Genomic DNA, 23,888 nt, shown 5'->3' on the forward strand with positions numbered 1-23,888 from the left:
TTCCGCCCAGCGAGTGGATGCTGCGCTTCGTGAGGGCGGGTGTCAGGCAGGTGGGATGTGAATCCGCCGGATGCTGGCGAGGGCATTTCTGCCCAGCGAGCGGATGCTGCGCTTCGTGAGAGCGGGTGTCAGGCAGGTGGGAGGCGAATCCGCCGGATGCTGGTGAGGGCATTTCTGCCCAGCGAGTGGCTGCTGCTCTCCGAGCCGTGGCAGGTGTCAGTCGAGCGCGAGTACGCGTCCGGACACTGGCGGCAGAAGGTTTTTCGCGAGGTGCGTTGGTGTCCCGTGGGTCATGTGCCTGGAGGGCATGTGTCGGATGGAAGAGGGTTCATCCCGCGAAGACTTGTCCTGGCGCGAGTTTGTCGGCGCACGGGGTGTTGGCGATCGGGCGGAGATGGCCCGGCCGCCGTGTGTCCTGGGGCGAGTGCTAGCATCAGGCGCGAGGGGGACGGATGCGCGCGCGAGCAGGCTTGATGGGTGTGGTGCTGGGCGCGGTGCTCGTCTCCTTGGGCATCTGCGTCTCGGTGCCACCCGGGCGTGAGGCGCCAGCCGCGGAGCCGCTTCCCGTGGCCACGCCCCCGTCACCCGTGATGAAGGACCCTCCGAAGGCGATGCCGGAGCCCGCGCTCCGTGTGGAGCAGGTGAAGGGCGCGGCCGGAGCGACGGTCCAGGTCGCGGGGCTGGCGCCCGCGGACTCCGCGCTGACGCGCTTCGCGAAGGAGGCGTTGGTGCCGCTGACGGCGGAGGAGCAGGCGCTGCTGCGCGAGGAGTCGGTGGATGACCTGTCGGCGCTCGTGGCGCGCACGGAGCGGGCCTTCCTGGACGCCACCCCCGAGACGCGCGCGCGACTGGAGCGGCGCTACCTCGCGGCGCTCGACCTGGTCGCGAAGCTCTCCGCGCCTCCCACGGAGGACACGCGGGCGCGCGAGGTGGATGCGCGCTACCGGCAGGCGCTCGCCCGGGAGCAGGAGAAGTGGCGGGAGCTCTCACCCGAGGAGCGGGCCCGCGCGCAGGACACGTTCAAGGAATGGTTCTTCCAGGGGGAGCAGACGCGATGAAGGGTTTCATGGGAGCGCTGCGCGCGGTGGTGCTGCTGGCGCCGATGCTGGCGTGGGCGGGTCCGCACTACGTGGCCTCGCGGGACTGGGGCAGCTTCATCTGGTTGAGCACCTGGCTGGAGGCTGGACAGAGCTACACGTTCGAGACGCGAGAGCTCTCGGGCTCCGCGCCGGACACGGTGCTGCACGTGCTGCGTGACAGGAACGGCTGGAGCCAGGTGGCCGTGGGCGATGACTGTCTGGGCGGGACGCGCTCGTGTGTGACCTTCGTGGCACCGGACACGGGCTACTACCGCGTCTGGGTGCGCGCCTACGCGGACGGGCGCGGTGGCACGACGAGCGTGTATCGCAACAACGAGCGCGTCCTGACGAATCAGCCCTTCGGGGGCGTGCCGTTGCTCTTCGCATGGAACGCGAAGGACACCTTCCGGGCCTCGGCGACCACGCCGGGAAGCGGGGACCACCTGCTCTTCCTGCTGCGCTCCAACACGGAGTACCTGCAGCACGATGACGACAGCGGTCCCAAGTACTACCCGCTCATCACGGCGGCGAGCACGCAGAACGTGGGCACGCAGCGCGTGGTGGTGGGCCGCTACCCCGGGAGCACGGGCATGGCGAGCTTCATCCACGACGAGGAGCTGTGGTCCACCATCTTCGACGACAACGACGATGACGAGGATGGACTGTCGGACGCGCTGGAGTCGCTCATGGGGCTGCAAGCCGACGAGGAGGACTCGGATGAGGACGGCATCCCGGACACGCTGGAGGTGTTCGGCAACGACGGCTACTCCTTCTCCGAGTGGGGGAGTCCCACGAAGCGGGACATCTTCGTGGAGGTGGACTGGATGCAGCACCCGACCAACCCGTACCTCACCCGGCAGCCGTACACGGGGCTGGTGGCGGACGCGGCGGCGGTGTTCGCGCAGGACTCGGGTGGGAGCGTGCGGCTGCATGCCCTCATCGACACGCCGCTGCCGTGGAGCGAGGTGGTCTGTTACGGGAGCTGCACGGGCGGCGTGGACTTCTATTCGCTGAAGCAAAACCACTTCTCGTCGACGAATCCGGAGCGCCGGCCGTACTTCCACTATGCGATGTGGGCGTACCGGCACACGAGCCTCAGCACGTGTTCCTCGGGCAAGGCGGAGATGCTGGGCAATGACATCATCGTCAGCCTGGGCTGCTTCAGCAGCCCGAGCATCCAGGAGCAGCGCGGCACCTTCATCCACGAGCTGGGCCACAACCTGGACCTGGACCACAACGGCAACGACGTGGGGGGACAGTACAGCGTGGTCCACGACAGCGTGATGAACTACCGCTACCAGTTCACGGGCGTGAGCCACTCTGGCTGGCACTCGTACTCGTTTGGCGACAACGGCTGCGCGACCTGTGGTTCCTCGCCGAAGTACGAGTGTGTCTCCTGTCGGGACGGGTTCCTCGGATGCAGCTTCCCGGGGTGCGGCTCCTGTGACTGCGACGTGGGGGAGTGGGGCTCGCTGGAGGTCGACTTCACCGACGACGGGGATGCGGATGACGGCGCGGGGCGCGGCGTGAAGCGTTCGCTGCTGACGCGGTACGCACCGGATGACAAGGGTGGGCCCGCGCGCTTCCAGCCTCGGGTGCCGCACGAGGAGCGCTCGGTGAGTCGCAGACGTGAGGATGTCCGGCGCAAGCGGGAGCGATGGGTGGCGAGAGGGCGGGTGGAGGGGCGGGACTTCCACGTGTCCGAGGACGGGACGATGCTGTACGCGGAGTGCCTCTGATGGCCTCGGACTGGAGGTCAGGCGGGATGACGCGACGCGGGCCTCGCGAGGCGCATCGAAGTGGCTCCACGCTCGCGTCGCGCGTGTCCTCGTCTGAACGATGAAAGGGCATCCGTGATGACGAGGAGCGAGGTCTCGCGTGACGAGAGGAGGGGGAGCGCTTCATCGCGCGTCCTCATCGCGAGTGGGGGGCTGGTGTTGGCGCTCGTCCACACCGCGTGCTTGTCACGGACAGAGCCTGCTCGGTCGGATGCGGGAGTGCCGTCCACGACAGCGTCAGGTGGCTCTGTGCCTCTTTTGAGCGACGGAGCCCGTGTGCCTGTCGTCGAGACCGCGAGGGCTTCAGCGGGTGTGCGGTCGGAGGTCCGGGGGGCCGGTGACGGGGCATCGTCGCCCACGCGGAGCTCATCCGCGACGACGGAGCCACCTGGGGCCTGTGACGGGTTGTGGCGAGAGGCGAGGGTGGAGGTCGCCTTCAAGGAGGAGCCGGAGACGCGTTCGCTCGAGCGCGCGGGTCCCCGACTGGAGCGACGGTTCCAGGTGGCCCGACAGCTTCGAGGGGCCTACCGTCACGCGGACCAGTGGGCCTCGGTGCTGGAGTACGCGACAGGCGACGTGCGCGGAGGCGTGAGCTATGGGCTCACGGTGCCGGACGTCCTGGCGGACCTGACGGGAAGGACGGTGGCGTGGACCAGTCACCGTGAGCCCGCGAGTTGTCTGTCCAGTGAGGGTGAGCAACCCGCGCTCCTCGCGGGGGACACGCTCCGAGACGCGCAGGGGCGCTTGCTGTTGCTCACGGTGCCGAGCGCGCCGACCACGCCGGACGGAGAGGTCTTGTTGCCACCGGGGCTCGTGCCGGAGCTGAAGGTGCAGTGGGAGCTGGCGGACTGTGAAGCGAAGAAGGGCGAGCGGACTCGTGGCGCGAGGCTCCGCTTCGAGAGCCCAGGCGACACTGTCTCTGTCTCCGTCGGAGAGACGAAGCCGCTGGTGTTGAAGGGCCTCCGCTACGAGGTGCGTGTCGCCAGGGCCCGAGCAGATGCCTCGGACCGATGCGGCCAGGCGGTGTTCGCGCTGTTCCGCGAGGGCATGCGCGAGCGTCTCTAGATGTGGAGACCTCAGCCCACCACGTACAGCCGGTGGGGAACGTCTCCCGTCCCGTAGGGGACGGTGCGCTCGAAGCGAAGCCCCAGCCGCTCCGCCACGCGCACGGACGGCACGTTGTCGGGATGGATGATGGCGACCAGTGGGACGTCCGGCAGGTGCAGCCGCGCCTTTTCCACCGCCACCCGACTCACCTCGGTCGCGAACCCCGAGCCCCACGCGGACGGGAAGAACCGATAGGCCAGGTTCAACACCGTCCGCCCCTCGAGTGGCTTGTGCCGCACGCCGCCGACTCCCACGATGACGCCGGGCGCCTCGCGTCGCTCTACCGCCCAATACCCCACGCCCCGCTCGGCCCAATCCCCCAGCCACCGCGACAGCAGCTCCCGCGCTTCTTCCCGCGTGCTCATGGCCGCGGAGGCATCGACGAGGTTCGTCCGCGGGTCGCTGTGCAGCTCGAACATCGCCTCCACGTCGCTCTCGCGGAAGGCGCGCAGCCGCAGCCGCTCGGTGTCCACCTGCTCCAGGCCGTGAATCATGCACGCATCCTGGTTCAGTGACCTCCCGCCCACCACCGACTTCGCACCCGCACAGCAAGTCTCAGGCGGGCAGGTTCGTCAGCTTCGGGACCGGGAGGCTCCTGAGCGTGGCGCCCAGGTCGAACGTGTGGCGGTGGAAGGCGCGAAGGAAGTCCAGCGCGGGCACCCGGGTCGACGCGGGTCTTTGAGGACGGCTCCAGTCTCGGGGTGTGCGCGCGTGGACCTCGATGGCGTCCAGGAAGGGAAGCACGTCGTGCACCCCCATCAACAGCCGGAGTGAGTCGTCGCCGTGGAAGACCGTGTGGCGCCGACCATCGTGCCCGAGTCGTTTGCTCCAGCCCTTGGCGGAGGCTCGCTTGAGGTACCCGTTGAAAGCCTTCTGCCCTCCAGCGATGCGCAACAGTCGCCGCAGCAGTTGCGCCATCACCCCCCGTTCGGAGCGCCACCGGTTCTGGCTGACCCATCGCCGGGCTTCCCAGGAGGCCAGCTCCGCGGTGCTCATGAAATGCTCGTCGCCACGCAAATGGTCGAGCGCGTGGGCGCCGATGAGGCCCTCCGGCACGACGCCTCGGATGCGACTCAGGCGGGAGTCCCTCGGCTCATCGGCGGTGCGGTGCTTCGCCCAGCGAAGGAAGGGGCTCACCTTGTCGGACTGGCGCCGACGGTTCACCATCTGGCGCATCTCCACCGTGGAGTCCGCGTCCACCTCGGCGCAGCCCTCGAAGAAGTCCGGGTCACTCACCATCCGGGCGACGTGGACCCTGACCGTGCGTCGGGTGCTCCGGCTCGCGTGGGTTCGATGCTGCCGGGCCTTCTCCCTCCACTGCGAGGGCAACAGGCTGCGCGCCATCTGCAAGGACTTCTCGTCACCGTAGAGCATGTCGCCCTCCCGCGGGCGCGAGGGACGAAATGCCACGGCATTCCTGACGCGGGCGCTACGCCTTCATCGACTCCGGCAGCACCCAGTCCGGCTTGAGCCGCTGGATGACCTTGGCCAGGTTCTCCTTGTCCTGGGCCTTCTCCAGCGCCGCCTCGGGCGTGATGACGTTGTCGCGCACCATGCGCTCCAGGTGCATGTCCAACGTCTGCATGCCCTGGCCCTGGCCCGCCTGCATCTTGGACGCAATCTGGAAGACCTTGCCCTCGCGAATCATCGCCGCGATGGCCGCGCCGCCCACCAGGATTTCCAGCGCCGCCACGCGGCCCTTGCCGTCCGCCGTCTTGATGAGCTGCTGGGCGACGATGCCCGCGAGGCTCTCCGCGAGCATGCCCCGCACCTGCGCCTGCTCGTCCGCGGGGAACGAGTTGATGATGCGGTCGATGGTCGCCGGCGCGCTGTTGGTGTGCACCGTGGCGAACACCAGCACGCCGAAGCTCGCGAGCTGGAGCGCCAGCTTCATCGTCTCGTTCGTGCGCAACTCGCCGATGAGGATGACGTTGGGGTCCTCGCGGCCCGCCGAGCGGATGGCCGTGGCGAAGCTCGACGCGTGCGGGCCCACTTCCCGGTGCGTCACCTGCGCCTTCGCGGACTCGTGGACGAACTCCACCGGGTCCTCGATGGTGAGGATGTGCGCCGGGCGCGTCTGGTTGATGTGGTTCACCATGCCCGCGAGCGTGGTGGACTTGCCGCTGCCCGTCGGCCCCGTCACCAGCACCAGGCCGCTGCGACGCTCGGCCAGCTTGCGCACGATTTCGGGCGTCTTCAGGTCGTCGAGCGTGAGCACCTTGCTCGGAATGGTGCGGAACACCGCGCCCAGGCCCGTCTGCTTGTAGAAGTAGTTCGCGCGGAAGCGCGCCTTCGTCCCGTAGCCGTAGGCGAAGTCGAGGTCCAGCTCCTCGACGATCTGCCGCTTCTGCGCCGGGTTGACGATTTCGAAGAGCAGCCCTTCCAGCTCCTGCGTCGTCAGCGCCGCCTCGCGCAGGGGCGTCAGCTCGCCGCGGATGCGGCCCATGGGGGGATAGCCGACGCTCAGGTGCAGGTCGCTGCCCTTCTGCTCCAGCAGGATGTCGAAGAACTGGGCGATGCGTGGCGTGTTCATCTCAGCCCCCCTTCCTTCCCATCAGCGAGCCCATCTTGCTGAGCAGCCGCGCGCTGTCCTGTGGCGTCTCCGGCGCGGCCACCGACGTGCCCGGCCTGCGTCCCGTCACCACCGCCTCCAGCTCGTCCGGGTTGTCCACGAAGCCCTTCGCCACCTCCAGCTTCACCTTGCCCGCGCGCACCAGGTCCGCCATCGAGTCCTCGAAGCGGACGATGCCCAGGCTCTTGCCGCGCTGCTGGAGCGAGGGAATCTGGTACGTCTTGTTGTCGCGGATGAGGTTGCCCAGCGCCACGGAGCCCGGCAGCACCTCCGCCGCGGCCACCATGCTCTTGCCGTCCGCGCTCGCCATCAGCCGCTGGCTGACGATGAGGCGCAAGCCGCTCGACAGGGACAGGCGCACCTGCTGCTGGTCCGCGGGCGGGAACAGGTCGATGAGCCGGTCGATGGTCTTCGCCGCGCTCGGCGTGTTCATGGTGCTGATGAGCAGGTGGCCCGTCTCCGCGGCCGCCAACGCCATGCGCACCGTCTCCGTGTCGCGCAGCTCGCCCACGACGATGACGTCCGGGTCCTCGCGGAGGCTGCCCTTGAGCGCGCTGGCGAAGGTGCGCGTGTGCCCGCCCACCTCGCGCTGGCTGATGAGCGCCTTCTTGCGCGGGTGCACGAACTCGACCGGGTCCTCCACGGTGAGGATGTGGTGGGACGTGTGGCTGTTGATGAGGTCCACCAGCGCGGCCAGGGTGCTCGTCTTGCCATGGCCGGACGGGCCGGTGATGACGATGAGGCCCTGGTGGTGGTGGGTGGCCTTCGCGATGTCCTGAGGCAGGCCGAGCGACTCCAGCGTGGGGATGTCGCGGGCGATGACGCGGAAGGTGCCCTTGAGGCCCGTGCGGTGGCGCGAGACGTTGACGCGGAAGCGCCCCATCTCCGGCGAGTCGAGCGAGAAGTCGCAGCTGCCGTCGCGCTCGAGCACGGCGCGCAGCCGCTCCGGCACCACGGGCAGCAGCATGCCCTCCACGCGCGCGGCGTCGAGCACGCCGCCCTGGGGCACGAGGTCTCCGGCGAGGCGGAAGAGCACGGGGCGCTCGGCCACCACGTGCACGTCGCTGGCCCGCACGCTCCGGCCCTGCTCCAGCACCACCGCCAGGTCCCGGGCCCCACCCGTCAGCCGCGACGCCGCGAGGTTCCGCGCGGCCTCTTGCGTTCCCGAGCTCGAATACCCGCCTTGCGAGGGGGACTGCACCGCGGCGCCCTGCGGAGCGGCCTGCGCACCGTGGCCCGCGGAAGTGCCCTGCGCGCCGTAACCCATCGAGGCGCCCGGTGACGTGGCCTGTCCCGCGGTGCCCTGCGCGCCGTAACCGGCCGAGGCACCTGGTGACGTGGCCTGCGCGCCGGAGCTCCCGGTGGCCACGTTCCTGGCGGTGGCCTGGGCCCCGTACCCGGCCGCGGTGCCCGGCGTCGCCGGTCCCGCGCCTTGCGCGGCATATCCCGTCGAAGCGCTCGGTGCGCCGTACCCGGCCGCTCCCTGTGCGGCGGTCTGCCCCGCGCCCTGCACGGCCGCGGTGGAAGCTCGCGCGGTTGCTGGAGCCGCTGCAGTCGGAGCCGCCGCTGCCGCCGGAGCGGCGCCAGCCTCCGCCGCGCGCGACAGCCTCAGGTGCATGAGGTCGCCCCGACGCTGGGCGGCGATGGACAGCGCGCCCAACCCGTTGGCGTTGACGGACCACTGCGACGGCGCATCCGAGACGGTGGAGGCCCGGGCCACGCCCACCATGGCCTGCAGCGCCCGCACGACGTCCTCCGTCGTCACCGCCGCCGGGTCCACCGGCTCATATCCACCGCTCCCCCGAATCATGGGCGGTCGGCCCGTGGCCAGGGTCAGCTCCGTCACTCCAGGCCGCGACAGATGGCGCAACAGCTCAGCAAGGGGTCTCATGCGGAAGTCGACTCGGGCTGGGACGAAGCGCGGAGCGCGGGGGGTGGTCCACAGGATAGTCGACAACGCCTCGAATGCGCCCATCCCCCAGGTCCAGCCAGGCGCTTCTTCCCACCGCTCGCCACGCCCGCCTGCCTTCGCCACGCACAGTGGGCCCCACACCCACCTGTCAGAAGTGGACGGAGTCGCTTCGCCAGGGTGGGGGAGGGAGCTCCGGGGCCCTCGCGGGCCCGCTCGGAGCGGGGGCGGGAGGCACGCTTCCTCCCGCCGGGTGCGCGACAGACGTGGGCTACAGCTCGCGCGACATCAGGAGCCGCAGCTTGCCGGACTTCTTGGACACCACCGTGGCCACGGTGGTGAAGCCCGCCTTGCGGTAGAAGCCCACCGCGGGCGCGTTGGACGGGTCCACGCGCAGGGCAATGGTCTTGCGGTACATGTCCCGCGCGGCCCGGAGCGCCTGCTCCAGCACCACCATCCCCAGGCCCTTCTTGCGCAGCTCCGGCTTCACCACGATGTTGCGCAGGTAGGCCGCGCCGGGCACCGGGCCGTCGCGCTCCACCGTGACGTAGCCGACGATCTGACTCTGCAGCCGGGCCACGTGGATGAAGGGCTTGAGCTGGGTCAGGGCCTTGAGACTGTCCTCCTGCGTCTCACCCCGGCTCTTCCAGGGCTCGGAGCCGGCGCGCAGGGCCGCCACCGCCGTCATGTCCTCGTCGGTGGGCAGGGTGAACTTCACCGCCGCCATCAGGTCGTTGGGGAGGCCCACCACATCCAGCACCGGGGCTGGGGCCATCTCCATGCCCGGGTCCACCTGCTTCATCGTCATCGCCATCTCCTCCGTCGCGCTGCGATCCTAACCGCACCCCCGCCACCGGTGCACGCGGTGATTCCGCGCACATTGTCTTCTCAAGTGAGGAGTTTGCCTCCCCCTGGAACGAGAGGGTCGGATTCGGGTCAACCCCACCTTCGCCGGCCCCATTCCGGGGCAAAGGCCCCGCTTCCACGGCCGCCATCCAGCCGGCCTTCCGCGAAGCAAGCGTTCCCACTATAAAAACCCTGGTCGTCACCGGAGGGCTGGCCTCTCCTCCCCTCGACTCCGCCTGCCCGAGCACCCCTTGCAACTGAACCACGCCCAGCGCGAGCTGACGCTCAAGATCGTCTACTACGGTCCCGGACTCAGCGGGAAGACGACGAACCTGCGTCAGCTCCACGCCCGCGCGTACCCGGAGGTCCGGGGTCGGTTGCTGACGGTGGACACGCACGACGACCGGACCCTGTTCTTCGATCTGCTGCCTGTCTTCTTCTCCACGTCCTCGGGCTTCAAGGTGAAGGTGAAGCTCTTCACCGTGCCCGGGCAGGTCATCCACAACGCCACCCGGCGCATCGTGTTGCAGGGCGCCGACGCGGTGGTGTTCATCGCGGACAGCCGCCACGGCGCGACCGCGGAGAACAACGCCTACTGGCGCAACCTGCAGGACAACATGAAGGAGAACGGGCTGGACCCCGTGCAGGTGCCCGTCGTCATCCAGTTCAACAAGCGGGATTTGCCCGACGCGCGCACGGACGCGGAGCTGGAGGAGGCGCGCAAGCGCGGCGGGGAGGCCGTGGTGGGCGCGGTGGCCCTCAAGGGCGAGGGCGTGCTGGAGACCTTCCACGCCGTGGCGCAGGCGGCCTACCGGCGGCTGGACGCGCGCGCGCACCTGGCGCGCAACGTGGGCCTCACCGAGCTGGAGTTCCTCTCCCAGGTCTTCGGCCGCATGGACCTGTCGGGCACCGCGCTGGCCGGGCGCTACGCCGCCGTCACCCGCGACGAGCAGGTGGGGGGCGGGCGATGAGCGGCGGCTACCAGGGCAGCGTGCCCCCGGAGGGCTCGCGCCGCGAGTCCGTCCTCCAGCGCCGGCTGTCCCTGGGTGAGATGCTGGACCTCCCGTCGTTCTCGGAGGTGGTGAAGAGCTTCAGCGAGCTGTACCGCGTGGGCATCAAGGTGCTCGACGCGCGCGGCACCAAGCTGGCCGACGTGAAGGTGGGCCACGGCGACTTCTGCGCGTACGTCTTCTCCTTCCCGGACGGCCGCTCGCGCTGCACCGCCACCGTGGCGCGCGTGAAGGACGGCCCCGTCGTCCCGCTCAACGGCGCGCGCGTGGCCCAGGGCGACGGCGCGGAGGAGGCGGGCCTCATCGCGCTGCCGTGCTTCACCGGCCTGCGCTACCTGGTGATGCCGGTGCGCTGGGAAGGGGACTTCCTGGGCCGCGTCATCCTGGGGCCCTTCACCCCCGAGGAGCTGGGCGACTTCCCGGAGACCCTCACGGACATCTCCGCGCTGGAGCTCACGCGCGCGCAGGAGCTGGTGTCCAAGGTGCGCCGCGCGCCCGAGCGCACCGTGGTGCAGGTGCTCACGCACTTCGGCCAGGTGCTCGCCGCGCTCGTCGCCAGCGGCCACCGCACGTACCTGACGACGCAGCTGCACATCGAGGCGATGCTGGAGACGCACCGCGAGCTGGAGGCGCAGAACTCGCGCCTGGCGCAGGTGAACACGCGCCTCAAGGAACTGGACCGGCTCAAGTCCACCTTCCTGGGCACGGTGAGCCACGAGCTGCGCACGCCCTTGGCGTCCATCATCGGCTACTCGGAGATGCTGGCCGAGGGCCTGGCCGGCGTGCTCAACCCCGAGCAGCTGCTCTACGTGCGCACCATCGTCGAGAAGGGCGAGTCGCTGCTCAACCTCATCTCGTCCATCCTCGACCTGAGCCAGATCGAGGCCGGCAAGCTGCGGCTGTCGGTGGGGCCGGTGGACCTGGCCAGCGTCATCCAGACGGCGGTCTCCACCGTGCTGCCCCAGGCGCAGCGCAAGGGCGTGGAGCTGGAGGTGCGCCTGCCGCCCCTGCCCAGGCCCCGGCTGGCGGGCGACGCGGACAAGCTGCGCCAGGTGCTGGTGAACCTGCTCGCCAACGCGCTGAAGTTCACCGCGTCCGGAGGCCGGGTGTCGGTGGTGCTGTCGGAGGCGGGCGTCCAGGACGTGCTGGGGCTCACCGGCTACCGCGTCTGCGTGGAGGACACCGGCGTGGGCATCCGCGAGGACCAGTTCGAGCGCATCTTCCAGAGCTTCTACCAGGTGGACGGCAGCTCCACGCGCGAGCACGGCGGCGCGGGGCTGGGCCTGGCCATCGTGAAGAGCCTGGTGGAAGGCCACGGCGGCAAGGTGTTCGTGGAGAGCGAGTTCGGACGCGGCTCGCGCTTCACGGTGGTGCTGCCCATGCAGCCGCCCATCCCCGAGCACGGCCTGCTGGCGGCCCCCGCGCCCGTGCCCGAGCTGCCGCCGGGGCCGGACCGCTTCTGACTCGGGGATGTCGCCCGGGACTCCCTTCGTTACATGCGCGGGACGTGGCGCGTCGTGCGACGTGTCACACGCATTCCCCCCGGAATGCATCGCCCGGGCGTATTGTCCGCGCCCATGCTCACTGGACGTCCTTCCGCCGCTTCCTACGTGCTCATCGATGCGGAGAACATCGACTGGGCCGTCTCCAACGTCGTCGGTCGTAAACCCGAGTCGCAGGACCGCGTGCAGTTCGACCGTCTGGTCGCCTTCTGCGAGAGCTACTTCCCCGCGCCCGTGCGCTGCGTGGTGGTGCTCAACGCGCGCGGCGAGCAGCTGCCCGACGTGATGATTGGCTTCATCCGCGCGCTGAAGTCCGCGGGCTGCGAGGTGGCGCTGCTCTACGGCCGGCCGGACCAGAAGGTGGTGGACCTGGGCATCCTCAAGCTCTTGGAGACCATCCGCACCCAGCGGCCCCATGCGGCCGTGGGCCTGGCCAGCCACGACGGCGGTGACTTCGCCGAGGCCCTCAAGCCCATGCTCGAGGAGAAGCGCCAGGTGGCCGTGCTCGGCCTGCGTGAGTACGTCAGCCAGCGCTTCCGCGACTTGGTCCCCGCGGGCCTGAAGATTGTCGACCTGGAGCTCAACGCGAAGGTGTTCCAGCGCCCGCTGCCCCGGCTGCTGCCGGTCAACGTGGACGAGTTCGACCCGATGCTGTTCGTCTAGCGCGCCCTCCACGCGCACCGCCGGCCGGGGCCCCTCCGCGGGCCCGGCCGCCTTCCTCCTGTCCCTGTGCGCCCTCGCCATTGGCGCTTGCGGATGGTTAACGGTGGCGTTAAATATTGTCCCAGTGATTAATGACACGTCCGCCAGGAGACACGCCATGAAGCCGGTTCCCGAGGGGTTCTCACGCATCAGTCCCGGGCTGTTCTACGAGGACGCGCCCAAGGCCATCGATTGGTTGGAGAAGGCCTTCGGGTTCCAGACGCGGCTGAAGGTGGAGGGCGCGCCGGGCACCATCGTCCACTCGGAGCTGGTGTATGGCGAGGCCGTCCTCCTGGTGAACTCGGTCTCCTCCAAGTTCCCGGGCCGCACGGTGGGAAGCACGAGCGCGTGCTACCTGATGGTGTACGTGGACGACGTAGACGCGCACTGCGCGCGGGCGCGGGCCGCGGGCGCCAGAATCGTCCAGGAGCCGAAGACCACGGACTACGGCGAGGACTACTGGACGGACCGGGGCTACGGCGCCGAGGACCTGGAGGGCCACTCCTGGTGGTTCGCCCAGCGGCTGTCGTCCAAGGGCTGAGTCCATGGGAGCCGCCCGCCGCCTCGATGAGACCTTCGCCGCGCTGGCCGACCCGACCCGTCGGGGGGTCATCGACCTGCTGCGCGAGGAGCCCCGGCGCGCGGGCGAGCTGGCCGCCGCCTTCGACATGTCCGCGCCCGCCATGTCCCGTCACCTGCGCGTGCTGCGCAAGACGGGGCTGGTGGAGGAGGAGGCCATCGAGGAGGACGCCCGCGTGAAGGTGTACCGGCTGCGCCCCGAGCGCTTCGGGGAGCTGCGCGCGTGGCTCGACGAGGTGGAGTCCTTCTGGGGAGATCAGCTCTCCGCGTTCAAGGCCCACGCCGAGCGCACCCGGAAGAAGACGTGAGAGTCGAGGCCCCGAGATGACGACGCCCCAGACAGCCCGCGTGACGACCTTCCTCGCCCTGGAGCCCCAGGTGGCCTTCGAGGTCTTCACCGAGGAGACCAACCTCTGGTGGCGCAAGGGGCCTCGCTTCCGGGGCTCCCGAGCGCCCGACAGCGTGGTGCGCTTCGAGGGCGGCGCCGGAGGCCGGCTGGTGGAGGAGGACTCCGACGGCGTCTTCGAGATTGGACGCGTGCTGTCGTGGGTGCCCGGCCTCCACCTGCGCTTCGAGTGGCGCGGCCGGAACTTCGCGCCCGGCGAGCTCACCGAGGTGGACGTGCGCTTCGAGTCCGCCGAGGGCGGCACCCGCGTCGTCCTGGAGCACCGTGGCTGGGAGTCGCTGCGCCCGGACCACCCCGTGCGCCACGGCCAGGACGTCGCCGCCTTCCTCGCGACGATGGGCATGTGGTGGGCAAGCCTCACCATCGCGTTGCGCACCGTGGCTTCCCGCTCGACGCCACGCGTTGGATGACTGTCAGCGATTAGCCCCGTCATAAAATTCCGGAGAACACCCTCGCGGGCATGTATGCTGTTGGCGTCCGGACGTGTGGCCCCGAGCCCGTCCGGCGCACCTGCCCGCGGATACCCCACTGACACATGTCTCGCGTACGCACCGGACGCGCTTTCGCGTGCGTCCGGGACGCGGCCAGGGCGCACGCTCGGGACCTGGCGCGTCCTCTCCTGACGCGGCCTGCGTCCGCCCGGATGCGCCTGTGGGTGCAGTCTTGACGCACCCGGGGTCAAGTCCTCACATGTCGTGGAGATTCCGTAGTGCGCCTGCATGGATGGCTGGGTGGGATTTGTGGTGAATCCGATTCTGTCTTGTAAATATTTGTTGAATGCTTCATAAGGGCGCGCGCTGGACAGACGTGGTGAAACCAGTTGTGTCAATCCGAAGAGGGGGAGCATATGGACAAGCGCATCCGGCGCTCGTGTCTTGCTTTGGCATCGATTCTGGCTCTCGCCGGCTGTAGCACGCAGGAGGACGTGGTGGAGGCCGAGGCCCCACCCTCCGCGCGGCCGGCGCCGCTGCACTCCGAGCGCGGCGGTATCGGCCTCCTGCTCGCCTCGGGCGACAAGTCGGCGATGAGCACGGTGACGGTCAACACGTTCCGCTCGCTCATCGTCACCGAGACGGCCATCGTCAACAACTTCACCCTGCGCGAGGTCATGGACCAGCTCGCCGTGCAGAGCGGCGTGGCGGGGATGACGGGCCTGAAGCTCTACCGCCAGCTCTGGGACACGCAGAACCCGACGCCGGGCCAGGTCAACCCGAACCAGCACTGCAACGACCAGCTGTCGGGCTCGACCTCCATCTTCAACAGCTTCCCGTACCAGTGCCGCAACGCGGAGGGCGCGCAGGCCGGCCAGGACCCGTTCAACAACGCGACGCAGGGCTACCGGGCGGTGGGTCTGTTCAACCGCTTCGACCTGGCGCCCGCGGACGGCTCCAACTGCGGTGAGTACCGCATCGTCTTCGCGCGCAGGTCCGGTGAGAACAGCGCCGTCCAGCGCAACTTCATGATTTTCGAGGCCGTGCTGCCCAACCCCCACCCGGACGAGGGGCTGGACGGGTGTCTGCCGGTGGCGGAGTTCTGGCAGCGGCTGACGACCAACCCGGACGTGGCCTCGCGCACCCAGCAGCTGCGGACGTTCTACCTCCAGGGCCTGCCGGGCTTCCGGCCGGTGGTGCACATCGACAACTACGGCGCGGACACGGCGACCGTCGCGGGCCAGATTCGCACCAACCAGTTCATGCAGGCCAACTGGCTCCTGCGTGAGTTCAAGCTGCAGAAGACGTGTCTGGCCGGCACGTGCACGTCGCTGAGGGCCATCCTCTCCACGGACAAGGTGAACCCGTTCGGCCCGCTGTTCAGCCCCACGTCCACGCACAATCGCGCCGAGGACTTCCGCTTCTTCTTCGCCAGCCAGGTGGAGGCGCTCGCCCGCAACGACGTCAACCTCTTCAACATGGACGTGCAGGACCAGTTCAACGCGGGCCAGTCCGACGCGCAGGGCACGGAGAACAACTACACCTTCCACTTCGGCAACAACGCCTCCGCGCTGCGCACGCTCATCCAGACCGAGCTCACGCGCATCGGCAGCACGCTGACGCCCAACCAGATTGTCTCCCGCGCCAAGGCGCTGTCGTGCGCGGGCTGCCATGACCTGAGCAACGGCAACAACCTGGGCGGCGGCGTGGTGTGGCCCAACTCGCTGGGCTTCACCCACGTGAGCGAGCTGACGGAGGAGGGGCCCGAGGGCACGCGCTTCCGCATCTCCCCGGCGCTGACGAACGTCTTCCTGCCGCACCGCAAGGCCGTGCTCGAGGCGTACCTGAGCCGTCCGCGCCCGTGCCACAACGTGTGCAACCCGGGCAACCCCATCGCCACCCACTGCTCGCCGTGCGCGGAGGCGGTGTGCGAGGGCGACCCGTTCTGCTGCACGGGCTCCTGGGACGTCATCTGCGTGGAGGCCGCGCAGGACGTCTGCGGCCTGGCGTGCAACGCGCAGTAGTCAGCGACTCCAGGTGTCCCGGCGGGCGGTCGTCGCACCCCCGCGCCCGTCGGGACGCCTCGCCGTACCAGTCATGAGCGGGCCTTCCGGGAACCCCGCACCCGGCGGGCCCGATGGGGGGGCAGCGGTCCACACGCAGGTCTGAGTGTCGTCGGTGTGGTTGTCGTCGGCAGTCCACTGCAGCAGAGGGGGTTACACATGAAGCCGTGCTCGCGTTTCTCGGTGCCCGTTACCGCGGCCCTGCCGCTCGTCGCGCTCGCGACGTCCGCCTGGGCCGGTCCGTTGCGCTCCCCGGACCGGGGATTGGACGGAGCCACGCTGGTGGAGGATTCGCAGTACATGCGCCGCGTCTTCGAGGAGAAGTCCCGGGGCGCGGGTGGCGAGAGCATCGCCATCGACCTGGCCGACCCGGCCCAGTACCGCTTCGTGATGAACCGCCTGCGCGGCTCCGGGAAGACGGTCGCCAACGCGCCCCGCCTCTTCGAGCGGCTGGCGCTGGCGCAGAGGAAGGCCCTGGCGCACAAGAGCGCGGGCACGCAGGCGGCGCCCCTGGCCAACAACTGGGGCTGTGACCACTTCCTCAACCTGACCCGCGGCGTCACCAGCGGCGCGGTGCGCGTCTACGAGAGCAACCCCTGGGCGGCGTGCCTCAACGGCGCCAGCTACGTGTACACGGACATCGTCGCCTTCAACGCGAACAACGCGGAGACGCAGACGACGGTGGTGGACTCGGCCTCCGGCGAGGAGTACGCGGCCGGCCAGAGCTTCGACGACGTCATCGTGCGGCCGGCCATCCCGGTGAACCAGGACCGGCAGGTCATCCTCGACTCGATGATGATCGCCATGAACGAGAACACGGGCGAGGAGGTCGTCACCTTCGTGCGCGGCCAGTCGAGCACGACGACGGGCGGCGCGGACCTGGCGCTCGAGCACCCGCGCCTGTCGGTGCCCACCAGCGGCAAGCTGAACACGGAGCTGTGCCAGATGCGCGGCGGCATCGACTGTGACTACGCCGCGGTGGGGGCCTCGCTGGCGCCCTCGGGCGGCAACCCCCCGACGAGCATCGCGCTGCGCAACCCCGCGGTCACGGCCTCGTGGGTGGGGGATGCCGCCAACAACTTCCCCCTGACGCGCGCGTGGGACTGGTCGCACGTCTACGTGCCCACCAAGTTCGTCTTCAACGCGGGCAGCAAGAACGGCATCGCCTGCGTCATCAAGGAGATCCTCCCGGGCTCCAAGGTGCGTCTGGTCAAGCCCATCACGGGCGGCACCTGCATGAGCCAGGCGGACCTGACGCCCTTCCTCGCCGGCTCCATCAACAGCCAGACGGCGAGCGTGACGCTGCTGGCGGACCTGACGCGGGAGACGTCCATCGCGGGCACGGGCGTGGAGAACTGCGCGATGCAGACCATCATCAACCAGCCGGTGGAGTACGTCATCACGGTGAGCACCAAGGTGAACTGCGGCACGGCGGCGAACACGCCGGCGTCCGTGACGGTGCGCATGCTGTCCGACTCGCGCTATCGCTATGGCGTGCAGGTGTGGAACTCCTGCATGGCGGAGGGCACGACGGTGGTGCTGGCGGATGGCAGCGTCGTCCCGGTGGAGTCGGTGAAGCGCGGCCAGCGCATTGTGACGAACGCGAAGGGTGACCTGCTCACCGTGCGCGACATCCAGGTGGGTGGCGAGCGCGACGCGATGGTGAACCTGCGTGACGACAAGGGCCACGCGGTCAGCCTCACCGACAAGCACCCGGTCATCATGGCGGACGGCAAGCCGCTGGCGGCTGGCAAGCTGAAGGTGGCGGACCAGGTCAGCACCCGCGAGGGCGTGGCCACGCTGACGTCCGTCACGCGCGAGAAGTACACGGGCAAGGTCTACAACTTCAGCCTCGGGACGACCGAGGAGCTGGCGCGCGCGGGGAAGCACGCGAACACGATGTTCGCCAACGGCTTCCGCGTGGGTGACAACGCGATGCAGGGCGAGCTGACGGCGCCCGTGGCGGATTCGCGCGAGACGCTCGAGCGCCTGCCGGCCTCGTGGCACCAGGACTACGCCCGCGCTCCGGCGTTCGTGGCGGGTCAGCGCTAGTCCGCGGTTTCGAGGAACGAAGCACCGTCGCCCCACCGACGCGGCTCGCGCCGGTGGGGCGTTCTGTCTGGGTGGGCAAGAGATACAACCGGGTGACGACAGGAGCGCGGATGCGGAACACGGTGGCGATGAGTGTGTTGGTGATGGGTTTGCTGGCCTGCGGAGACGCGCCACCCCGGCCACCGCCGCCGGGCTTCTGTCCGGAGCGTCCCGCCGCCCAGGTGCCCTGGAGGCCCGGTCAGGTGCCGCTGCGGGTGCGCGCTCCCGAGCGCCTCGATGCGTGGCGGGCCCGCGTGGGGCTCACGCGCTCGGCAGGAGCGGTCGCGCGCTTCGAGGCGTGGCGAACTCGCGCGGTGTTTGCGCAGGCGGCGCGGGACTCGGGTGAGAGGGATGTGGCGGGCAACGCGGGGTCGGCTCGGAACGAGACGGTACCGACGTGGCACGCGGATGAACTGGACGTCGCGGGTCTGTCGTCGCGCGCCCGCGCGGGGCGCTCGTCCGTGGTGGCATCGACACAGGGCGCAGTGGACCTGTCGGGCCGCTCGTGGTGGGCCACGCCGTGCCTCGTGGGGACGCCGGGCCTGGAGGTGGCGACGCCCCGGGTGGCCGTCACGACGTCCGGCCGCGCGATGGCGGTGTGGCTCGAGAACGATGGGCTCAATGATGCGCTGTGGGTCAGCGAGTACACGCCCACCACGGGCTGGTCCTCCGCGCTCGAGATGGACCTCTTCCGCGAGCTCCCGGAGGACGAGCTCCGGGTGCGGCAGCCCCAGGTCGTCGCCGACGCCGACGGCCGCGTGCTGTTGATGTGGCTGCAGAGCGAGGGCTCGGCCGCGACGCAGCTGTGGTCCACGCGGTACCTGCCGGACGAGGGATGGAGCAAGCCGGACCGCGTGCTGGCGCATCCCCTGGGAGACGCCACGCACCTGGAGCTCGCGCGGGACCCGGCGGGCACCTTCACCGCCCTCTGGACGCAGTTCGACGGCGACACGTTCAGCGAGAATGTCTGGAGCACCCGCGGCTCGCCCTCGACGGGCTGGGAGTCCGCGCGTCGCCTCGACACGCCCGCGCCGGGCTTCTCCCTGGAGCCTCGGGTGTCGGTGAGCTCGGATGGCCACGTGGTGGCGGGGTGGGACCGCTTCGATGAGCTGGAGGGCATCCCCGTGGTGTGGTTCAGCCGGTGGACCCCCGCCGAGGGCTGGAGCGCCGCGGAGCGGATGAGCCCTCCAGGCGTGGACGGCTTCTACGCGGAGCCCGTGGCGGGCCCGGGCGGCGCGGCGCTCGCGCTGTGGAGCGGCCTGGGCGCGGTGGAGGTGGAGCTGTGGGCGCGGCGCTTCGTGCCCGGCTCGGGCTGGTCCACGCCCGAGCGTCTGGAGGAGGTCCTCGGCAGCTCCGGCGCGGCCCAGGCCAGTCCGGAGCGGGATGGACGCACCCTGGTGGTCTGGCCGCGCGCGCGCGACGGCGTCACCCGCCTGTCCAGTCGAGCCTTCGAGTTCTCCCGGGGCTTTCGTCCACGCGAGGACGTGGCCCAGCCGCCCCAGGGGCGCACCGCCATGGACCCTCGCGTGGCGACGGTGAGCCCGTGGGAGTCGCTCGCCGTCTGGACCCAGGAGGTCGAGGGCGGCCGGCGCATCGCCGCCAGTCGCTATGTCCTCGGCCGGGGCTGGGGACCCGCGACGTGGCTCGACTCGGAGACCTCCGCGCAGACGGGCTCCGCGCGCGTGGCCGTGGGCGCCCAGGGCGGGGCCGTGGCCACCTGGCTGCACGGGGGTGAGGCGCCCGGCGTGGGCCTGAGCGTCTTCCAATAGACGCGCCCTTGGTCTTTCCTGTCGGACGATGCCTGGTGAGTTCGACTTCATCCGCCGCTTCCTCGGCCACTTCCCGAAGGCCCGGGTGCCCGTGGGCCCCGGAGATGACTGCGCGGTGCTCGCGCCCTCGCGCGGGGCGCTGTGCGTCACCACCGACGCCGTGGTGGAGGACGTGCACTTCACCCGCGCGTCCTTCTCCCCCGCGGACATCGGTCACAAGGCGCTCGCGGTGAACCTCTCGGACGTGGCCTCCATGGGCGCCACGCCGCGCTGGTTCGTCTGCGCGCTCGCGCTGCCCCGGGACTTCCCGCCCGCGCAGCTGTCGGGGCTCGCCCGGGGCATGGCCGCGCTGGCCCGCGAGCACCGCGTGGCGCTGGTGGGCGGCAACTTCACCTCCGCGCGCGAGCTGTCCATCACCATCACCGCCACCGGCGAGCTGTCCCGCCCTCCGCTCACCCGCGCGGGAGCCCGACCCGGGGACTGGCTCTACGTGTCCGGCACGCTCGGCGACGCGCGCCTGGGACTGGCCCATCTGCGTGCCGGGATGAAGCGCGGCGCCAGCGTCCAACGCCAGCGCCGCCCCCAACCCCGCGTGGCCCTGGGCCAGCTCGCCGCGCGCTTCGCATCCGCTGCACTGGATGTTTCCGATGGTCTTGCACAGGACCTGGGTCACCTGTGCACCGCGTCCGGTGTGCGCGCGGTGGTGGAGCTGGCGAAGCTGCCGATGTCGCCCGCGGTGCGGAGGCAGCTGGGCCCCGAGGGGGCGCTGGCGGGAGGGGAGGACTACGAGCTGCTCCTGGCCGTCCCCTCGGCCCGGGGGCGGGCCTTCGAGCGGGCGTGTGCTCGGGGCGGCCACGCGGTGACGCGCGTGGGGACGCTCTCCGAGGGGGCGGGGTGGGTGATCCAGGACGAATCGGGACGTGACGTGCGCCGGCCGGGCGGGTTCGACCACTTCCGACAACCCTCCCGGGTGGATTGACCCTGCCCGACAGCAAGGCTAAACCCAGGGCGCTTCCGCCCCTCCCCCGAAAGCATCCCGTGCGCCGTCCCCTACGTGACGACACTGCCCCTGGATTGACGCCTCGCCGCGAGCCCCTGCAGCGCCTGGTGCGCGCCGCGGTGGACGGGCGTCGCACGACCAAGGTGGTCTCCCTCCAGTCCAGCATCACCAAGGGGTATGTGGTGCTGGGGTTGGCGCTCACCATCTGGATGGTCCTCTCGGAGCCGCTGGCGCAAGGGCTGGTCGAGATGCTGGGCCTGGACCAGGCGGCGGAGTGGAAGGTGGCCATCCGGATGCTCGGGGCCATCGGAATCACCGGTCTTGCCGCCTTCGCGCTGCCGTCGCTGCTGGCTCGCGTCACGCGCGTGAAGGTGCTGAGCAACTCCGCGTACGAGATTTCGCAGGGGGATTTGTCCAAGCCCGTGGCCGCCGAGGGTGGCAGCACGCGCGACGAAATCGACGAGCTGACGGGCGCCATCATCCGCATGCAGGAGAACCTGCGCGAGCTGGTGGGCAAGATCCAGGAGACGGCCAAGAGCGTGGCCGACACGGCCATCGACCTGCAGCGCTCGGCGGAGAACGTCAACGGCTCCACGGAGGAAGTGGGCTCGTCGATGAACATCATCGCGGGCGGCGCGGAGACGCAGTCGCAGCTGGTGTCCAAGGCCTCCAAGGTCATCACGGAGATGGCCAGCAGCATCCAGCGCACGACGGGCAGCGCGGAGGACGCGGCGCGCACGACGGCGGAGACGAGCAGCGCGGCGGAGGACGGCTCCAAGGCGGCGCGGCTGGCCGGCGACAAGGTGAAGAAGGTCTTCAACCGCATCGAGTCCGCCAGCCAGCAGGTGTTCGCCTTCGGCGAGAAGACGCAGGAGATTTCGAAGATTGTCGACGCCATCACCCAGGTGGCGCAGCAGACGAACCTCTTGGCGCTCAACGCGACGATTGAAGCGGCGCGCGCGGGTGAGTACGGCCGGGGCTTCGCGGTGGTGGCCGACGAGGTGCGCAAGCTGGCGGAGAGCGCGGGCCGTTCCGCCGAGCAGATCTCCAAGCTGGCGCGGGACATCTCCGGCCAGTCGACGTCCGTGGTGAGCGCCATGAAGGAGGGCATCGCGGAGCTGGCGGAGGGCCGCGAGGACCTCACCAACATCGTGCGCTCCATGGGCGCCATCACCGACACCATCCGCAAGGGCTCCGAGAAGGTGCACCTCATCTCCGAGAGCACCCGCGAGCAGCACAAGGGCAGCGAGGAGATGGTGAAGGCCATCGAGGAGATCAAGCTGGTGGCGCGCAACAACGCCGCCTCCACCGAGGCCATCCAGTCCGTCATCCAGGAGCAGACGGCGGCCGTGTCGCGGATGACGTCGCTGGCCAGCGAGCTGACCAACCTCTCCGTCGAGCTGCAGAGCGTGGTGCGCAGCTTCCGCCTGGGGCCATGAGCAAGGGCTCCACCGTCGTCTTGGGTGCCGCGGAGGCGCGGTTGCGCGAGGTGATGCTCGCCCTGCCCGACGTCACGGAGGAGTTCCCCTGGGGACACCGCACCGCGAAGGTGCGCGGGAAGATGTTCGCCATCCTCGTGCTCGACGAGGAGGGGTTGCGCGTCACCACCAAGCTGCCCACCTCCAACGAGGCGGCGCTGATGCTCCCGTTCGCCGAGCCCACGGGCTATGGCCTGGGCAAGAGCGGCTGGGTGACGGCGCGCTTCTCCCCCGGACACGAGGTCCCGGTGGAGCTGTTGGCCCTGTGGATTCAGGAGAGCTTCCGCGCCGTGGCGCCCAAGGGCCTGGGCGACGGTGCGTCCGTGGTGAAGAAGTCCACCGCGAGCAAGCCGAAGGCGGTGGGGTCGAAGTCGACGACGTCGGGCGCGAAGCCGAAGTCGACGGGCGCGAAGGTGAAGCCGGCCGCCACGAAGGCGAAGACGGCGCGCGCGAAGGCGAAGACGACGGGCGCGAAGGTGAAGGTGCCCAGTGCGAAGGCGAAGTCGACGGGCGCGAAGCAGAAGCGTCCCGGCAAGAAGAGTGCGGCGGCAGGCAAACCGTCCGCGAGGAAAGTGGCGCCCGGGGTGAAGCGGCCCCGCACGGCGCGACGCGCTACGGCGTCCCGCGCGATGCAAAGCTGATACAACACGACCTCTGTGCGGCACGTCATCTTCCGGGTGGAGAAGGAGCGCTACGGACTGCCATTGTCGGCGGTGCGGGAGGTCGTCGTGCCTCCGGAGCGCTTCACCCGGGTGCCGCGCGCACCGGCTGCGATTACCGGGGTGATGAACCTGCGGGGCCGGGTGGTGACGGTGGTGGAGCTGCGCCAGCTGTTGGGGTTGCCGGACGGGGCCTCGCCGCCCTCCCGCGTGGTTCTTCTGGACCGCGGCCGGAGGGATCTGGGACTGTTGGTGACGGATGTGGATGGAATCGAGGCGGTCGAGCGGGTGAGCACGGCGCCGGGGAAGTCGACACCGGCCATCCGTGGCGTCGCCCGGCTGGGTGGGCTGGGAGTGACCGTGCTGGACCCGGAGGGACTGGACGCCGCGGTGGTTGCCTTGTTCACCCATTCCAAGTGAGTAGCCCCCTGGAAAGCGCGGATGCTAGTGTGCGCGCTCCTCTAGGCTAGGCGATTCGGAGGCGGAGTTCTTCACATGGCTAAGCGGGTCCTGGTCGTCGACGATGCCATCTTCATGCGCAACATGATCAAGGACATCTTCGCGTCTGGAGGGTTCGAGGTCGTCGGCGAAGCGGCCAATGGCCTGGAGGCCGTGGAGAAGTACAAGGAGCTCAAGCCCGACCTCACGACGATGGACATCGTCATGCCGTTCAAGAGCGGCATCGAGGCGACGCGGGAGATCATCAAGCACGACAGCAGCGCGGTGGTCATCATGTGCTCCGCGCTCGGTCAGGAGAGCCTGGTGATGGAGGCCATCGAGGCGGGCGCCTCGGACTTCATCGTCAAGCCGTTCCGCGCCGAGGACGTGCTGGGTGTGGTGAAGAAGGTCCTGGGAGTGGGAGGGGCGTGAGCGACGTCGCCCTCGGGCGGTCACTCGGCGCTTTCTG

22 protein-coding genes are annotated in these 23,888 nt (G+C 69.9%); 17 read left to right on the forward strand and 5 right to left on the reverse strand.

The annotated features are described in order from the left end of the window. Positions 1-452 precede the first annotated feature (452 nt). The 3 genes from LXT21_RS11110 (at position 453) to LXT21_RS11120 (ending at position 3,922) form a co-directional block, all read left to right on the forward strand. Positions 453-1,058: a hypothetical protein gene (locus LXT21_RS11110; protein WP_254038084.1), complete on the forward strand. Its 606-nt coding sequence runs from the start codon at positions 453-455 to the stop codon at positions 1,056-1,058. Beyond that, positions 1,055-2,818, forward strand: coding sequence for a hypothetical protein (locus LXT21_RS11115; RefSeq protein ID WP_254038085.1), 1,764 nt, complete (start codon positions 1,055-1,057; stop codon positions 2,816-2,818). The genes LXT21_RS11110 and LXT21_RS11115 overlap by 4 nt, the downstream gene beginning before the upstream one ends. Before the next feature lie 462 nt (positions 2,819-3,280). Then, complete coding sequence (locus LXT21_RS11120) at positions 3,281-3,922, forward strand: hypothetical protein (RefSeq protein WP_254038086.1); 642 nt, start codon at positions 3,281-3,283, stop codon at positions 3,920-3,922. Positions 3,923-3,933: 11 nt separating this feature from the next. Here LXT21_RS11120 and LXT21_RS11125 read toward each other — a convergent pair whose 3' ends face one another. The 5 genes from LXT21_RS11125 to LXT21_RS11145 all read right to left on the reverse strand — a co-directional run bounded on the left by LXT21_RS11125 (position 3,934) and on the right by LXT21_RS11145 (position 9,253). Then, positions 3,934-4,458, reverse strand: a complete 525-nt coding sequence (locus tag LXT21_RS11125) for a GNAT family N-acetyltransferase (protein ID WP_254038087.1) — start codon at positions 4,456-4,458, stop codon at positions 3,934-3,936. Positions 4,459-4,519: 61 nt separating this feature from the next. Continuing rightward, positions 4,520-5,338, reverse strand: a complete 819-nt coding sequence (locus tag LXT21_RS11130) for a hypothetical protein (RefSeq protein ID WP_254038088.1) — start codon at positions 5,336-5,338, stop codon at positions 4,520-4,522. A gap of 55 nt (positions 5,339-5,393) precedes the next feature. Next, a complete protein-coding gene (locus tag LXT21_RS11135) occupies positions 5,394-6,497 on the reverse strand; it encodes a type IV pilus twitching motility protein PilT (protein ID WP_254038089.1) in 1,104 nt (367 codons plus the stop codon). A 1-nt stretch (position 6,498) separates the two neighbouring features. Then, entirely contained in the window at positions 6,499-8,427 is a 1,929-nt protein-coding gene (locus LXT21_RS11140) for a PilT/PilU family type 4a pilus ATPase (RefSeq protein ID WP_254038090.1), read from the reverse strand. Positions 8,428-8,716: 289 nt separating this feature from the next. Further along, positions 8,717-9,253, reverse strand: coding sequence for a GNAT family N-acetyltransferase (locus tag LXT21_RS11145; RefSeq protein WP_254038091.1), 537 nt, complete (start codon positions 9,251-9,253; stop codon positions 8,717-8,719). A gap of 289 nt (positions 9,254-9,542) precedes the next feature. Here LXT21_RS11145 and LXT21_RS11150 point away from each other — a divergent pair, with 289 nt between their 5' ends. The 14 genes from LXT21_RS11150 to LXT21_RS11215 all read left to right on the forward strand — a co-directional run bounded on the left by LXT21_RS11150 (position 9,543) and on the right by LXT21_RS11215 (position 23,851). Continuing rightward, positions 9,543-10,262 carry a GTP-binding protein gene (locus LXT21_RS11150; protein WP_254038092.1) on the forward strand — a complete coding sequence of 240 codons (720 nt, stop codon included), beginning with the start codon at positions 9,543-9,545 and terminating at the stop codon, positions 10,260-10,262. Next, complete coding sequence (locus LXT21_RS11155) at positions 10,259-11,764, forward strand: ATP-binding protein (protein ID WP_254038093.1); 1,506 nt, start codon at positions 10,259-10,261, stop codon at positions 11,762-11,764. The genes LXT21_RS11150 and LXT21_RS11155 overlap by 4 nt, the downstream gene beginning before the upstream one ends. A gap of 114 nt (positions 11,765-11,878) precedes the next feature. After that, complete coding sequence (locus tag LXT21_RS11160; protein WP_254038094.1) at positions 11,879-12,466, forward strand: NYN domain-containing protein; 588 nt, start codon at positions 11,879-11,881, stop codon at positions 12,464-12,466. Between the two features lie 157 nt (positions 12,467-12,623). Next, a complete protein-coding gene (locus LXT21_RS11165) occupies positions 12,624-13,046 on the forward strand; it encodes a VOC family protein (protein ID WP_254038095.1) in 423 nt (140 codons plus the stop codon). Positions 13,047-13,050: 4 nt separating this feature from the next. Then, positions 13,051-13,392, forward strand: a complete 342-nt coding sequence (locus LXT21_RS11170; RefSeq protein ID WP_254038096.1) for an ArsR/SmtB family transcription factor — start codon at positions 13,051-13,053, stop codon at positions 13,390-13,392. A gap of 16 nt (positions 13,393-13,408) precedes the next feature. Continuing rightward, on the forward strand, positions 13,409-13,900 hold the full coding sequence (locus LXT21_RS11175; protein WP_254038097.1) for an SRPBCC domain-containing protein: 492 nt from the start codon (positions 13,409-13,411) through the stop codon (positions 13,898-13,900). Positions 13,901-14,337: 437 nt separating this feature from the next. Beyond that, complete coding sequence (locus LXT21_RS11180) at positions 14,338-15,945, forward strand: hypothetical protein (RefSeq protein ID WP_254038098.1); 1,608 nt, start codon at positions 14,338-14,340, stop codon at positions 15,943-15,945. Positions 15,946-16,143: 198 nt separating this feature from the next. Next, entirely contained in the window at positions 16,144-18,036 is a 1,893-nt protein-coding gene (locus LXT21_RS11185) for a Hint domain-containing protein (RefSeq protein WP_254038099.1), read from the forward strand. 110 nt (positions 18,037-18,146) lie between these two features. Continuing rightward, the gene (locus LXT21_RS11190; protein WP_254038100.1) at positions 18,147-19,844 is read left to right on the forward strand and encodes a hypothetical protein; all 1,698 of its coding nucleotides are present in this window, start codon (positions 18,147-18,149) and stop codon (positions 19,842-19,844) included. Positions 19,845-19,872: 28 nt separating this feature from the next. Next, positions 19,873-20,823, forward strand: coding sequence for a thiamine-phosphate kinase (thiL, locus tag LXT21_RS11195; protein WP_254038101.1), 951 nt, complete (start codon positions 19,873-19,875; stop codon positions 20,821-20,823). A gap of 116 nt (positions 20,824-20,939) precedes the next feature. Further along, positions 20,940-22,283, forward strand: a complete 1,344-nt coding sequence (locus LXT21_RS11200) for a methyl-accepting chemotaxis protein (protein ID WP_256571540.1) — start codon at positions 20,940-20,942, stop codon at positions 22,281-22,283. After that, the gene (locus LXT21_RS11205) at positions 22,280-22,963 is read left to right on the forward strand and encodes an MmcQ/YjbR family DNA-binding protein (protein WP_254038103.1); all 684 of its coding nucleotides are present in this window, start codon (positions 22,280-22,282) and stop codon (positions 22,961-22,963) included. The genes LXT21_RS11200 and LXT21_RS11205 overlap by 4 nt, the downstream gene beginning before the upstream one ends. A gap of 15 nt (positions 22,964-22,978) precedes the next feature. Then, entirely contained in the window at positions 22,979-23,401 is a 423-nt protein-coding gene (locus LXT21_RS11210) for a chemotaxis protein CheW (protein WP_046716504.1), read from the forward strand. Between the two features lie 75 nt (positions 23,402-23,476). Beyond that, positions 23,477-23,851, forward strand: a complete 375-nt coding sequence (locus LXT21_RS11215; protein ID WP_046716503.1) for a response regulator — start codon at positions 23,477-23,479, stop codon at positions 23,849-23,851. Positions 23,852-23,888 lie beyond the last annotated feature (37 nt).

This window comes from Myxococcus guangdongensis (assembly GCF_024198255.1).
In the GTDB taxonomy this organism is placed as follows: Bacteria; Myxococcota; Myxococcia; order Myxococcales; family Myxococcaceae; genus Myxococcus; species Myxococcus guangdongensis.

What these genes read in the sequence shown, in the direction of transcription:
- LXT21_RS11110 (WP_254038084.1), top strand. Translation starts at nt 453, where the DNA reads ATGCGCGCGCGAGCAGGCTTGATGGGTGTGGTGCTGGGCGCGGTGCTC.
- LXT21_RS11115 (WP_254038085.1), top strand. Translation starts at nt 1,055, where the DNA reads ATGAAGGGTTTCATGGGAGCGCTGCGCGCGGTGGTGCTGCTGGCGCCG.
- LXT21_RS11125 (WP_254038087.1), bottom strand. Translation starts at nt 4,458, where the DNA reads ATGATTCACGGCCTGGAGCAGGTGGACACCGAGCGGCTGCGGCTGCGC.
- LXT21_RS11130 (WP_254038088.1), bottom strand. Translation starts at nt 5,338, where the DNA reads ATGCTCTACGGTGACGAGAAGTCCTTGCAGATGGCGCGCAGCCTGTTG.
- LXT21_RS11135 (WP_254038089.1), bottom strand. Translation starts at nt 6,497, where the DNA reads ATGAACACGCCACGCATCGCCCAGTTCTTCGACATCCTGCTGGAGCAG.
- LXT21_RS11140 (WP_254038090.1), bottom strand. Translation starts at nt 8,427, where the DNA reads ATGAGACCCCTTGCTGAGCTGTTGCGCCATCTGTCGCGGCCTGGAGTG.
- LXT21_RS11145 (WP_254038091.1), bottom strand. Translation starts at nt 9,253, where the DNA reads ATGACGATGAAGCAGGTGGACCCGGGCATGGAGATGGCCCCAGCCCCG.
- LXT21_RS11155 (WP_254038093.1), top strand. Translation starts at nt 10,259, where the DNA reads ATGAGCGGCGGCTACCAGGGCAGCGTGCCCCCGGAGGGCTCGCGCCGC.
- LXT21_RS11160 (WP_254038094.1), top strand. Translation starts at nt 11,879, where the DNA reads ATGCTCACTGGACGTCCTTCCGCCGCTTCCTACGTGCTCATCGATGCG.
- LXT21_RS11165 (WP_254038095.1), top strand. Translation starts at nt 12,624, where the DNA reads ATGAAGCCGGTTCCCGAGGGGTTCTCACGCATCAGTCCCGGGCTGTTC.
- LXT21_RS11170 (WP_254038096.1), top strand. Translation starts at nt 13,051, where the DNA reads ATGGGAGCCGCCCGCCGCCTCGATGAGACCTTCGCCGCGCTGGCCGAC.
- LXT21_RS11175 (WP_254038097.1), top strand. Translation starts at nt 13,409, where the DNA reads ATGACGACGCCCCAGACAGCCCGCGTGACGACCTTCCTCGCCCTGGAG.
- LXT21_RS11180 (WP_254038098.1), top strand. Translation starts at nt 14,338, where the DNA reads ATGGACAAGCGCATCCGGCGCTCGTGTCTTGCTTTGGCATCGATTCTG.
- LXT21_RS11185 (WP_254038099.1), top strand. Translation starts at nt 16,144, where the DNA reads ATGAAGCCGTGCTCGCGTTTCTCGGTGCCCGTTACCGCGGCCCTGCCG.
- LXT21_RS11190 (WP_254038100.1), top strand. Translation starts at nt 18,147, where the DNA reads ATGCGGAACACGGTGGCGATGAGTGTGTTGGTGATGGGTTTGCTGGCC.
- thiL (WP_254038101.1), top strand. Translation starts at nt 19,873, where the DNA reads ATGCCTGGTGAGTTCGACTTCATCCGCCGCTTCCTCGGCCACTTCCCG.
- LXT21_RS11205 (WP_254038103.1), top strand. Translation starts at nt 22,280, where the DNA reads ATGAGCAAGGGCTCCACCGTCGTCTTGGGTGCCGCGGAGGCGCGGTTG.
- LXT21_RS11215 (WP_046716503.1), top strand. Translation starts at nt 23,477, where the DNA reads ATGGCTAAGCGGGTCCTGGTCGTCGACGATGCCATCTTCATGCGCAAC.